Consider the following 12,838-nt stretch of genomic DNA (forward strand, 5'->3'; position numbering starts at 1 on the left):
GATAGGATATATGTAAAAGAGAAAGTAGGAAATATATAAATCAATGGGAGAATATATAGATAAAAAACAGAAAATAATAAACTATGCAAAGAAACTTTCTTTAGATACTATTGGGTTTACAGAGTGTAGAAGATTTAATGAACTAGAAGAATTTTTCATAGATAGAAAAGAAAATAATCTTTTTAATGAGTTTGAAGAGGAAGATATAGAAAAAAAGATTAATCCAAAGCTTTTAATGGAAAATGGAGAAACTATTATATCAATAGCTTTTCCTTATTATCATGGTGATAAAGGAGAAGGAGATAAATTTTCTCTATATACAAGGGGGCTAGATTATCACAGAGTAGTAGAAAAATATTTAAAGGAAATATGTGATTATATAGAATCCTTAGGAGGAGAGGCTAAATGGTTTGTAGATAGTAACCCATTACCAGAGAGATATATCGCAGCTATAAGTGGAGTTGGATTTATAGGGAAGAATAATACTCTTATTACGGAAAAGTATGGCTCCTATGTATTTTTAGGAGAAATAATAACAAATCTTAAGCTACAAGGGGATAAATCAAAAAAATATGGCTGTAAAGGGTGCAATTTATGTGTGGAAAAATGCCCAACAAATGTTATAATAGAAGATGTTAAAAAGTTTAATTCTTCACAATGTGTTTCTTATTTAACTCAAAAAAAGCACTTAAATAATGAAGAATTAAATATGGTTAAAGGCAAGATTTTTGGGTGTGACAATTGTCAAAAAGTATGTCCACATAATTTAAATGTGGAAGTTTCACCTATTAAAGAATTTCTACCTAAGGAGTATATGGAAAAGGTTGATTTATTAGAGCTTATAAATCTTGATAATAAAAACTTTAAAGAAAAGTATATCATGCATTCTTGTGGATGGCGTGGAAAGAATTTATTAATAAGAAATGGGCTTATCAATTATTATTTGAGGTATAATGAAGATATAGATAATATAGAAGAGAGTATTAACTCACCATACATAAAGGAGTATTATAACAGATTATTCAAGAAGTAGTATGGAGGTAAGTCTTAGGTATAAAGGAGATTTCTATGAAAAGAGATATATTAACAAAAATTTTAAATAAATTACCAGAGAGTCTTTCTGGAAAATTAGCAAGAAGTTATGTAAAGACATCAATAAAAAAGTATGCTAATATGAAGGTTGAAGGTTACGAAAAAATTAAAGGTATAAAGGGCCCAATAATATTTATATGTAACCACTTAAGTAATGCTGATGGACTAATACTTAACGAACTATTAAAAGACTTTGACCCCACATTCATTGCGGGAGTAAAGCTTTCCAATAACGATTTTACTAAGAATGGATTTAAGTTTATAAAGACCATAGCAATTAAACCTAATTCTGCAGATAAGGATGCCATTAGTAAAATTGTAAAGAAACTTAGAGCTGGAGAAAATATTATGATATTTCCAGAGGGAACAAGAAGTAGAAGTGGTTCAATGATAGAAGGCAAGAAGGGATTTCTTCTAATGGCTAAGCTATCTAAGGCTAAGATAATTCCAATTGGGTTAGCAGGCACAGAAGAATTTTTACCTATAAATGATGGTGATATGGGGGAAGAAAACTTCCAAACAGCTCAAGTTACTGTAAGGTTTGGAGAACCTATATATTTACCTGAAAAACTTAAAGAAGAAGATAAGAATGAATATAATGAAAGAGCTATGTTGGAAGTTATGAAATCTATAGCTGCTCTTTTACCAGAAAAATATAGAGGTGTATATAAATAAGGATTCATTGAAAAACTTATAGTAGATGATATTCTAATTATGTAAAGGGAAAGTATAAGTAGCTGATTTATAAAGGTAAGTGTTAAAAAATATTATTATGGAGTATAAATATACTTATATGTGTTATTAATATATTAGCATGTATAGTAAATTTTATTTAATATAATTTAAATGGAGGTAATCAAATGGGAAGCAAATCTTTAAACAATTTCCTTAAAACTAATTTAGAGGACCTTAAAAGTAAAGGGCTTTATAATGAAATTAATGTTATTACAGGACAAAATGGACCTGTGATAGAAATAGAAGGAAAGAAGCTAATAAACCTATCTTCAAACAACTATCTAGGACTTGCCACTAACAAGAGAATGATTGATGCTTCAATCAAAGCTACAGAAAAGTACGGTGTAGGTGCTGGTGCTGTTAGAACAATAAATGGAACATTAGACATACATATAGAATTAGAGAAGAAGTTAGCAGCATTTAAGCATACTGAAGCTGCAATAGCTTTCCAATCAGGATTTAACTGTAATATGGCAGCAATATCTGCTGTAATGAACAAAAAAGATGCAATACTTTCAGATGCACTAAATCATGCGTCAATTATAGATGGATGTAGATTATCAGGAGCTAAAATCATAAGAGTTGAACACTCTGATATGGATGATTTAAGAGCAAAGGCTAAAGAAGCAAAAGAATCAGGATTATATGAAAAAATAATGGTAATCACTGATGGTGTATTCTCAATGGATGGAGATGTTGCAAAACTTCCTGAAATTGTTGAGATTGCAGAAGAGTTTGATTTAATTACTTATGTTGATGATGCTCACGGTTCTGGGGTACTAGGAAAAGGTGCTGGAACAGTTCACCACTTTGGATTATCAGACAAAATAGATTTCCAAATAGGAACACTTTCTAAAGCTATCGGTGTAGTTGGAGGATATGTAGCAGGATCTAAAGACCTTATCGACTGGTTAAAGGTTAGAGGTAGACCATTCCTATTCTCTACATCATTAACTCCAGCAGCAGCAGGAGCTTGTATAGAGGCTGTAAATATATTAACTGAAAGTACGGAACTTCATGATAGATTATGGGAAAATGGGAATTACCTTAAAAAGGGCTTAAAAGAATTAGGATTTGATATTGGACATAGTGAAACACCTATAACTCCATGCATAATTGGAGAGGCTGCTGAGGCTCAAGAATTCAGTAGAAGATTATATGAAGAGGGCGTATATGCTAAATCAATAGTATTTCCAACAGTACCACTGGGAACAGCTAGAGTAAGAAACATGCCATCAGCTGCTCACACAAAAGAATTGTTAGATGAAGCTATTGCTAAATATGCAAAAGTAGGAAGAGAAATGGGCTTAATAAAATAATATTTGTATTAAAAGTAGAGGAGGAATATCCTCCTCTAGAGGTTATAGATTTTAACTAAAAAAACATTTAAATAAAATTTAAATAACATTAGATAGGGAGAATCAATATGAAAAGAATATTAGTTAGCGGATGCTTAGGTCAAATTGGTACGGAATTAGTAACGAAATTAAGAGAAGTTTACGGAGTAGATAATGTAGTAGCTACAGATGTAAGAAAACCAGAAGGAAATCCAATCGTTGAAGGTGGAATTTTTGAAACTTTAGACGTAACAAATTATGACGAATTCTTATCAATAGCTAAAAAACATGAAGTAGATACTATTATTCATCTTGCAGCACTTTTATCAGCAGTTGCAGAAGCAAAACCACAACTTGCATGGACTATTAACATGGGTGGTCTTGTAAACGCTTTAGAAGTTGCTAGAGAATTAAATTGTAAATTCTTTACTCCAAGTTCAATAGGTGCATTTGGACCATCTACACCTAAGGTAAATACTCCACAAGATACTATTCAAAGACCAAACACTATGTATGGTGTAACTAAGGTTTCTGGAGAGTTATTATGTGATTACTACCACTCTAAGTATGGTGTAGATACAAGAGGAGTAAGATTCCCAGGGCTTATTTCTTATGTAGCATTACCAGGCGGTGGAACTACAGATTATGCAGTTGATATTTATTATGAAGCATTAAAAACTGGTAAGTATACTTCTTTCATAGGTAAAGGAACTTACATGGATATGATGTATATGCCAGATGCTATAAATGCAATAATCACTTTAATGGAAGCTGATCCAAGTGAATTAAAGCACAGAAATGCATTTAATATAACTGCAATGAGCTTTGAACCAGAGCAAATAGCTGCAGAAATTAGAAAGCATATTCCAGAATTTGAAATGTCTTATGATGTAGACCCAGTAAGACAAGGAATTGCAAACACTTGGCCAGATTCAATAGACCCATCTGCTGCTAAAGAAGAGTGGGGCTTTAAAGCTGAATATGACTTAGCTAAGATGACAGCAGATATGCTTGAAAAATTAAAAGCTAAAGGCATAAAATAGAGATAAAAATAAAGGACTGAATGAAGATAAAATATCTTTATTCAGTCCTTTATTTTTATATGCTTGTACTATATAACTATAAAATTAATGATTAGTTTTCTTCGCAATATAAGGAAGAATTAATCCTAAACCTATTAAGAAGAATGGTGTGGCAATATTAAGTACTAATTGGAATGGATCTGTAGAGTATATACCACCAATACATGCGAAAGCGGTAAATGCAAAACACCATGCTCCGATAATAATACCTAGTGTTTTATTTTTCACAAATTTGTATTCAGGATTGAATTTTTCTCCTGCCTTCTTTAAAGCTATATATGCAACAAATACCCATAAATAACGTAGAGGCATACATATAGCATTTAGTTTTACTAACCATTTTACTAATTCATCTACACTTCCTATACCAAAAGCAGGTAGAATTATTAAAATTGAAACAATAACTAATATAAGTTTATGTCCGTTTGTATAAGCACCATATTTGTTTTGTACAAACAATTTTTCAGGTATGAACTCTCTATCAGCACTATTAAGTAACATACGTAAAGGTGCATCAATTGATATTATAAGTACTGCAAATTGTCCAATAAGATTTGTAATAGCATAAATAATTACGAAAGTATTTCCTATGTGATAGTATTCACCTAACTTCTGGAAAGCATAATATGCTCCATTAGTCATTAAGTCTTTAGGAACATTATTTGAATCAAACATCATACCTAATGATATAGTTCCTAAAATTGCACATACTGCAACCATAATTGCTAATGCAATCATACCTTTTGAAAAACCAGTTTCAGGGTCTTTAACTTGGTTAACATAAGGTGATATTTTCTCACATCCACCAACAGCAAAGACTAAGATTGATAAGCTGGTAAAGAATTTAACATCAAATGTAGGCATAAAAGTTTTAAATGACCAATCTATAGCATTTAGATTAGCATCTGTAATTGCTGGAGCTGCTAACATTAAGATGATAAATAGAATAGACATTACGAACATAGATGTTCCTGCAAAGGTAGCTATCTTTTTTAATGGATTTAATCCCTTTGATGCAATATATAATGCAATTAAAAATACTACTAAGCAAGATAATTGTAATAGAGTTGTATTCATACTACTGATTCGCTTATCTTGGAAAATTGCCCAGCTAGCTGAAATCATAAAACCAGATGGTTTTTGTGAAATATAAGGCATATGAACTACCCAGTATGTCCATCCAGCATAGTATGCAATTCTTGGTCCTATGGTTTCATGAATCCAAGAACTAACTCCACCACCAGAGTTTTTAAATGCAGATCCTAATTCACCTACCATTAGTGCATAAGGTACAAAATAAATAGTAAAAATTAATACCCAAGATACAATTGCTTTAAGTCCATTGTACTCAGAGAAGCCGTTAATAACATTACCAAAACCCCATACTGTTGAAAATGCCATAAAAGCTAAGGTGTACCAAAGAATTTGTTTATCCTTTTTTTCAGACATAAATTTCCCTCCTATATTAAATTACGATATTATTATATCATGGGAAACATTCTTTTTACATTTAAAATAAAATATTTTCATATTAATCGAATTATTTTTAAAATATTATAGAAATTATTAAATATTATTGAACATTTATCTATAAATATAATCTGAATAATTTTATTAGTAATAACATATTAAAATAATTGGGTGTATAATTACATAAATTTGTATTAATGTTCTAAAATTTATGAGATAATATTAATAATGAGTATATATGACGGAGGAAGCTATGAAATTATATATTAAGCAAAAAGTATTTTCATTTACTGATAGATTTATAGTTAAAGATGAAAAAGAGGAAGATAAATATTTCGTTGAAGGTGAAATGTTTTCCATGGGGCATAAACTTCATATTTATGATATAAGTCATAAGGAAGTGGGCTATATAAGGCAGAAACTCTTTACCTTTATGCCTAAGTTTGAAATTATCATAAATGGCATGGTAATTGGAGATTTGATAAAAAAATTTACTTTTATTAATCAAAATTATTATCTAGATGGAACTGACTTAAGGTTAACAGGTGATTTTTGGGCCCATGATTATACATTATATCAAGGTGAATATGCTGTTATGACGGTGAGCAAGGAATGGTTTACTTGGGGAGATAGCTATGTACTAAATATATCTGATCAGGTTGATGAAATATTATGCTTAGCTATAGTTTTAGCTATAGACTGTGAAATGTGTACTGCTAATAATAGGGGTAACTAAGTTTAAAATTAGATAGTAAATTAGTAACCTAAAAAATTACTAGGGGGGAACTATTATTGCAATAAAAGAAAGACAAGCTACTAAGTAAAGAAAATAACTGGGGTAAATAAAATAAAAAGGGGGGAATTTAGTGGTACTATTAACAGGTACTTACTAGGTAAAAATGAGTAAAATTATTAAAGAAAGATTATTTATGCGACATATAAGCTGTAGCATAAAAGAAGGTATTTTAATAAGGGTACAGGGGTTTAATTTATTGGAGATTATAGGAAACATATGAAAACAAGTATAAGCTTCGAATTAACTAATTGTGATGATATAAGTAAGTTTTTAAAAGATTATATAAAAACCCTGTCTTCACCCTTCGATTCATATTTAGAGGACCATATAATTAAATCTAAGTTTTATAGAATAGTTATGAATTCAAAGTATATAGGATATTTTGCTATATATGATGATGAATTATTAACACTGTTTTATATCAAATGTAAATATATAAAATACGCTCAAAAGTATTTTAATGCTATATTAAAAAAGTTTAATCCAAAATCAGCCTATGTATTTACAGGAGACGAGTTATATTTAAGTTGTATATGTGATATAGAAAATAAAGAAGTAAAAAATCAAGCTTATTTTTTCCAGGATCATAAAGGTAACCCAGAGAAAATAAGGTATTATAACAATGGTAATCTAAGAAAAGCAGAGGATAAAGATATTGATGTGATAAAGGAATTCAGTGGTGACTTCTTTGAAGACGTATACAAACAGGTTAAAGATGGAGAATTATATATTTTTGAAGAGGGTACTAACGTGTTAGGTTTTGGTATACAAGAAAAAGGAGAAGTACTAAAAGGATATACTAGTATAGGTATGTTTACTAGAGAAGAATATAGACAAAAGGGTATTGGAAGAACTATTATAGCAGAGCTAAAGAAACTTTGCTATAAGCAAGGAGAAATTCCAATTTGCGGATGTTGGTACTATAATACAAATTCTAAAAAAACTTTAGAAAGTAGCGGATTCGTAAGTAAGACCAGACTTTTAAGAGTGGAATTTAAAGATAACAAGGGAGGGAATTAATCTATTTCAAAGATTTTGAGGGGAATAAATTAGAAGCAGCATGGTTTATTTGGGATTGAGAATAAATATATTGACAAGTGATACAAATAAAACTTATAATGTAAATATAAGTAATGAGAAAGGTGGGAATACGTTGTTTATGAACAGAGATTTTTATAAAAATAATATAAAATTAAATAGAATATATAATAACGCCCTACCTGAAATTATAGGTTTTTAAAGTTGAATTTAAAGTATTAATTTGTAATTAAGCCCTAGGGGTATTCCTAGGGCTTTTTATATCTAAATATTTTAAATAGCATAGTGAACTTAAAAGTAATATTTAAGTTTAAGACTATGTTTAAAGCAAATATGTGCTAGTTAGCCATATCCTATCATCTGCGGTGAAGGATATGGCCATTTTTATGTAGGGGGTTAGAATTAATGCAAATTTTAGAGTTAAGAGAACTAGATAAGAAGCAGATTGAAGATATTGAAAACTTAGAAGAGGCTTGCAAAAACTACGATAAAACTAAAGGAGGTGCATTTCTATCAAACGAAATTAACTTTAATAAGGAAATAAATTGTTTTTTCCTATTATATGAAGAAGAAATACTTGTAAGCTTTCTAGCTATGTTTATACCAACATCACAGCAGGCAGAGATTTCTACATATACATTGCCAGAGAAGAGAAAGAAAGGTTTCTTTAAAATACTTTTAGAAAGTGCTATTAATGAGCTAAGAAAGTATGATGTTAGAGAAATACTTTTTGTGCATGAGCCTTCAAGCAATGATGGTAGGTTAACTTTAAGGAAATTTAATGTTAAATATGATTTTTCTGAGTATCTCTTAGTCTATAAAAAGGATAAATTTACTAAAGCACAGAACAAGCTAAAATTATATCAAATAATTAATCAAGATGTAGATGAAATAGCAAAGCTACACATAGACATTTTTAATAAAACTTTGGAAGAAGGAAATGCAATTGTTAATAGAGCAATAGAATCTAAAGATAGGATATCCTATATGGCTAAAGTAGATGATGAAATTGTTGGTATATGTAGTATTAGCTTAGAAGGTGGCAATGCGTTTATTTGTGGATTAGGAATTTCAACTAAGTATCGAGGACTTGGCTATGGAAAAGAGATATTAAGTAAGGGAATAGAGAAGGCGTTGACCTTGGATATTAAAGATATATATCTTGAGGTGGATAGCAAAAATCATACAGCATATAACCTTTATATTAATAATGGATTTAAGATTAAAACACAATTAGATTATTATAGATATTTGATTCAGTAATAAGTAGCCTTAAAAATAGTTAGCTGTGTAATAATGAAGGTGTATTTATGAATGGGGATGATAGTATGGAAGATACATTAAGTAGCAGAATAAAAAATTAATTGAGAATATAGAAACTGAAAGATTTAATGTTATAGAGGAGTTTTGGAAATACGTAGAAGAACAAGGTACTCCCTTGATAGAGAATATTAAAGGGGATGATAATAATGCATTAGTAACTTTTTTATATAGAGGAAAAGATATTAATAATGTGATGATTTATGGGGGAGTTCCAGGGTTTCGATATAATGAAAATATTATGGAGAATATAGAAAACACTGATGTTTGGTTTAGAACATACAAGGTAAGAAATGGTGTAAAGTTTAAATACAATTTTTCACTCAATTATGAATTTAATGATGATTATAAAAAGATAAAGAAGAATTCTGTTATAGATATATTAAATCCAAATCAATTTGTGTTTCCAAAGGATGAAGAAAGTTCAGAATCAGAAGAGTTAATATCGTCTTTAGTAATGATGCCTAAGGTTAAGACAGAGCTATGGACAGAATTTAGGGAATATACAAGGAAGGGTGAAGTAAAATTATATAGACTTAATAGTGATATCCTAGGAGGTGGCCGGAGAATATGGACATATGTACCTTATGGGTATAAAGAAATTAAAGAGCCATGTAAACTGTTAATTCTTAGTGATGGTTTTGAATATTTAAGTATTTCGGCTGCTACAGTTTTAGATAATTTAATAAATGATAAAAAGATTTCTAATGTAATTTGTGTACTAATTGAAAGTACAAAGAACAGGTATGAAGAATTAACTTGTAGTGATAAATATTCTGATTTTATAGCTAAGGAATTAATACCATGGATATATGAAAATTACAATGTAAGCAAGAGTCCAAAGGATACTATTATTGGAGGGGTGAGTCTTGGAGGTTTAGCCGCTACTTATATGGCTTATAAAAATCCAAGTATTTTTGGAAATGTATTATCTCAGTCAGGCTCTTATTGGTATGATGAGCAGTGGCTTACAAATAAATTTAAAGAGAGCGAAAGGTTACCAATAAAATTTTATTTAAATGCTGGAGTGTTAGAAGATGCTCCTTATGATACTGAACCTATAATGATGGATGTAATAAATAATATTAGAGATGTGCTAATAAAAAAGGATATGAAGTAAGTTATGAAAACTTTCCATCAGGGCATGATTATCTAAGTTGGGGAGAAACTCTGGGAACAGGACTTATAGAATTAATAGGAGACAAAATTGAAGACATATAAGAGAAGGGATAAGTAGAGAATAAGTTTATAACAAAGCAACTGATAAATATGAGTATAGAGTTGTGTTTTCAAAATTAAATAGTTCTAGGTAGGTGAATAAATGAATATTAGCATTAAAGATATAAATCTAGAAAATTGGGAAGAATGTGCTAAGTTAAAAATATCAAAGGAGCAAGAGACATACTTGCCTCATTCTAATTTAAAGTCTATTGCAGAATCCAGATTTTATCCTAATTATACACTGTTAGGAATCTATAAGGATGATAAAATTATTGGATTTGCTATGCATGGAGAAGAAGATGAGGATGAAATGGCCGAATTAAGAAGATTTATGGTAGATGAAAAATATCAAGGAAAGGGTTATGGGAGAAAAGCATTAGCATTAGTATTAGAAGATATCAAGAAAAAGTCTAAATATAAAACCATATATTTAAGCTTTCATCCAGAGAATATAGTAACAAAAAATCTATACTCTAGTTTTGGCTTTAAACAGTTTATAACTGGATTTGAAGCTGAGGATGAGGTTTTTTATAAGAAAGAAATATAATATTAGGGGGAAAATATTTATGGAGATTATTTTTAAAGCAATAGATAATGACAATTGGAGCGAGTGTATTGAGCTCTCTGTAGAAGAAAACCAGAAGTGTTTCGTAGCATCAAATGCATACTCTATATTAGAGTCTAAGTTTGAAGAGGGAAACTATCCGTTGGCAATATATGATGGAGAAGTTATGGTAGGATTTTTAATGTACAGCTTTGATAGTGATGATAATAGCTGGTGGATGTGTAGACTTATGATGGACAAGAAATATCAAGGTAAGGGTTATGGTAGAGCTGCTATATTAAAACTATTAGAACTATTAAAAGAAGAACATGGAAATATAAAAGTTTATACAAGCTTTGAACCAGAAAATAGTGTCGCTGAAAAATTATATGAAGCTGTAGGTTTTAGAAAAACTGGAAAGATAATGTGGGGAGAAGTAGTAATGGAGATACAACTATAATATAGTTAAAACTTCTGATTTAAGAAAGGGGATATCTCAAAATAAGCTAAATCTTAAATTAATGTCGAGCTTGTCATCTAATATAAGTACAAGCTCAACATAGTGAAAGATTAGAAGTTTATTTATTGATATCCCCTATAATATTTTTAAAATCTAAATAATAAAGTTGATTATTATACATATTACACCACCCATAACTAGTGAAATAGTATTTATGCTAGCCTTAAAATTCTTTTTAATAGTACTAGTTTTTTCTTTTTCCATTTTGGTTACTTCAAGATTGGCATTTGCTATATACTGAGCATTGGCTTGACAAAGTCCTTGAAGAGATAATCCCGTTGGATTTCCTCCTAGGAAAGAAGAAATTCCTAAAATAACTAATATTATACCTTCAATAAATAAAACATCCTTTAAGTTATGGGCAGTAAAATGAACAATACCTAATCCAATTAACACTAAGATAATAGACCAGATTATTCCCCAAACAACACATTTAATTAAGGATTTAATTTGACTCTTATCCATGATTAATCTCCTTTTTTATTGATTATTATATTATATGAAATTTTATAGTAATCATAACAATGTTATCTAGTAAAATTAAAATAAGAGATCTTAGCAAAATATATAAAATTAGTTTGTTTTGCAAGCCCCTTATTTATATAAGTATATTCACTTAGAATATAAATTTTTAATTTATCTATTCAATGGATCTAGTAATGGTTTTCTTTTAAAACAGTCTTGCACGTCATCTAGAGCTTCACCAAATCTTTGGAAGTGAACAACTTCTCTTTCCCTTAAGAATTTCAAAATTTCTTTAATTTGATAATCATCACTTTGATTTATTAACCACTCATAGGTTGCTCTTGCTTTTTCTTCTGCAGCTAAATCTTCGTGAAGATCTGCAACTACATCATCTTTAGCTTGTATATAAGCTGCTGTCCAAGGTACTCCATTAGGGTCTGTGTAGAATAAAGCTCTTCCATGATTAGTATAGTGACCACCAAGTCCTACTTCTTCAAGCTCTTCTAGAGTAGCATTGCTCATAAGTTGATAAATCATAGTAGCTATCATTTCAACGTGAGCCATCTCCTCTGTACCTATATCAGTAAGTAGTGCTTTAGATTTTCCAGTAGGCATAGTGTAACGTTGATTCAAATATCTAAGTGCTGCACTTAATTCTCCATCTGGGCCACCATATTGAGCTACTAGAAATTTTGCCATTCTAAGATCTTTAGATTTAAGATTTATTGGATATTCTAACATTTTTGTATAATACCACATATTATAATCCTCCTGTGTTAATAATTTTCCCAAGGCCATGGTAATGAAGTCCAACACATTGGACTTTCAACAGAGGCTGAGCCGAAATTAGTAAGTGGGCCATATTTTTCTTCATATTGACGTACTAATATTCCGAGCTTATGAGATACGGCTTGTAGATCCTTAGTAGCTTCCTCGTTATCAGGGAAGTTATCTAGATATAGATTTAAATCTATGCAATAAAATTGAAGTTTTCTTATATTATTTAATAATTCTTGATCATACATAATATCTCACCCCTCTATTCCCATCTTGAGTTTTTCTTCTCGTTGTAAGGTTTATATAAATCCTTAAATATTGTGCCCTTTGATAGAGCATCTTTAACTAAAAATAAATTTTCATATGCTTGAGGTAATACAAAAGCACAAGCGTATTCCATTTTTCTATGTGAGTAATTACTATAATTGCTCATTTGTTTTC

General features: G+C 29.9%; 15 protein-coding genes. 10 read left to right on the forward strand and 5 right to left on the reverse strand.

Annotated elements, in window-relative coordinates; translation table 11 throughout:
• Window positions 1–43: 43 nt before the first annotated feature.
• From queG to B3086_RS14070, 4 genes are all read left to right on the forward strand, one after another.
• Window positions 44–1,033: a tRNA epoxyqueuosine(34) reductase QueG gene (gene queG / locus B3086_RS14055; RefSeq protein WP_346847059.1), complete on the forward strand. Its 990-nt coding sequence runs from the start codon at window positions 44–46 to the stop codon at window positions 1,031–1,033.
• Between the two features lie 35 nt (window positions 1,034–1,068).
• A complete protein-coding gene (locus tag B3086_RS14060; protein ID WP_035129646.1) occupies window positions 1,069–1,767 on the forward strand; it encodes a lysophospholipid acyltransferase family protein in 699 nt (232 codons plus the stop codon).
• A 185-nt stretch (window positions 1,768–1,952) separates the two neighbouring features.
• On the forward strand, window positions 1,953–3,146 hold the full coding sequence (locus B3086_RS14065) for a glycine C-acetyltransferase (RefSeq protein WP_035129643.1): 1,194 nt from the start codon (window positions 1,953–1,955) through the stop codon (window positions 3,144–3,146).
• A gap of 107 nt (window positions 3,147–3,253) precedes the next feature.
• Window positions 3,254–4,207 (forward strand): L-threonine 3-dehydrogenase, encoded by a 954-nt coding sequence (locus B3086_RS14070; protein WP_346847060.1) that lies wholly within the window; start codon window positions 3,254–3,256, stop codon window positions 4,205–4,207.
• 84 nt (window positions 4,208–4,291) lie between these two features.
• Here B3086_RS14070 and B3086_RS14075 read toward each other — a convergent pair whose 3' ends face one another.
• Window positions 4,292–5,695: an APC family permease gene (locus B3086_RS14075; protein ID WP_346847061.1), complete on the reverse strand. Its 1,404-nt coding sequence runs from the start codon at window positions 5,693–5,695 to the stop codon at window positions 4,292–4,294.
• 259 nt (window positions 5,696–5,954) lie between these two features.
• Here B3086_RS14075 and B3086_RS14080 point away from each other — a divergent pair, with 259 nt between their 5' ends.
• The 6 genes from B3086_RS14080 to B3086_RS14105 all read left to right on the forward strand — a co-directional run bounded on the left by B3086_RS14080 (window position 5,955) and on the right by B3086_RS14105 (window position 11,095).
• A complete protein-coding gene (locus B3086_RS14080) occupies window positions 5,955–6,452 on the forward strand; it encodes an LURP-one-related/scramblase family protein (protein ID WP_346847062.1) in 498 nt (165 codons plus the stop codon).
• A gap of 276 nt (window positions 6,453–6,728) precedes the next feature.
• The gene (locus tag B3086_RS14085; protein WP_346877615.1) at window positions 6,729–7,532 is read left to right on the forward strand and encodes a GNAT family N-acetyltransferase; all 804 of its coding nucleotides are present in this window, start codon (window positions 6,729–6,731) and stop codon (window positions 7,530–7,532) included.
• Window positions 7,533–7,955: 423 nt separating this feature from the next.
• Window positions 7,956–8,813 carry a GNAT family N-acetyltransferase gene (locus tag B3086_RS14090; protein WP_346879752.1) on the forward strand — a complete coding sequence of 286 codons (858 nt, stop codon included), beginning with the start codon at window positions 7,956–7,958 and terminating at the stop codon, window positions 8,811–8,813.
• A gap of 175 nt (window positions 8,814–8,988) precedes the next feature.
• Window positions 8,989–9,990 carry an alpha/beta hydrolase-fold protein gene (locus B3086_RS14095; RefSeq protein WP_346879751.1) on the forward strand — a complete coding sequence of 334 codons (1,002 nt, stop codon included), beginning with the start codon at window positions 8,989–8,991 and terminating at the stop codon, window positions 9,988–9,990.
• Window positions 9,991–10,191: 201 nt separating this feature from the next.
• Window positions 10,192–10,638, forward strand: a complete 447-nt coding sequence (locus B3086_RS14100; RefSeq protein WP_346893668.1) for a GNAT family N-acetyltransferase — start codon at window positions 10,192–10,194, stop codon at window positions 10,636–10,638.
• Window positions 10,639–10,657: 19 nt separating this feature from the next.
• Entirely contained in the window at window positions 10,658–11,095 is a 438-nt protein-coding gene (locus B3086_RS14105; protein WP_346893670.1) for a GNAT family N-acetyltransferase, read from the forward strand.
• A 153-nt stretch (window positions 11,096–11,248) separates the two neighbouring features.
• On the opposite strand, the gene B3086_RS14110 is transcribed toward B3086_RS14105, so the two are convergent.
• From B3086_RS14110 to B3086_RS14125, 4 genes are all read right to left on the reverse strand, one after another.
• Window positions 11,249–11,620, reverse strand: coding sequence for a hypothetical protein (locus B3086_RS14110; protein ID WP_346847067.1), 372 nt, complete (start codon window positions 11,618–11,620; stop codon window positions 11,249–11,251).
• A gap of 171 nt (window positions 11,621–11,791) precedes the next feature.
• The gene (locus tag B3086_RS14115; protein WP_346847068.1) at window positions 11,792–12,379 is read right to left on the reverse strand and encodes a manganese catalase family protein; all 588 of its coding nucleotides are present in this window, start codon (window positions 12,377–12,379) and stop codon (window positions 11,792–11,794) included.
• 17 nt (window positions 12,380–12,396) lie between these two features.
• On the reverse strand, window positions 12,397–12,645 hold the full coding sequence (locus tag B3086_RS14120; protein WP_035129619.1) for a spore coat protein CotJB: 249 nt from the start codon (window positions 12,643–12,645) through the stop codon (window positions 12,397–12,399).
• Between the two features lie 14 nt (window positions 12,646–12,659).
• Window positions 12,660–12,830 carry a spore coat associated protein CotJA gene (locus B3086_RS14125; RefSeq protein WP_150844121.1) on the reverse strand — a complete coding sequence of 57 codons (171 nt, stop codon included), beginning with the start codon at window positions 12,828–12,830 and terminating at the stop codon, window positions 12,660–12,662.
• Between the last annotated feature and the right edge of the window lie 8 nt (window positions 12,831–12,838).

Source organism: Clostridium sp. UBA871 (assembly GCF_002295255.1).
Classification (GTDB): domain Bacteria; phylum Bacillota; class Clostridia; order Clostridiales; family Clostridiaceae; genus Clostridium_J; species Clostridium_J sulfidigenes.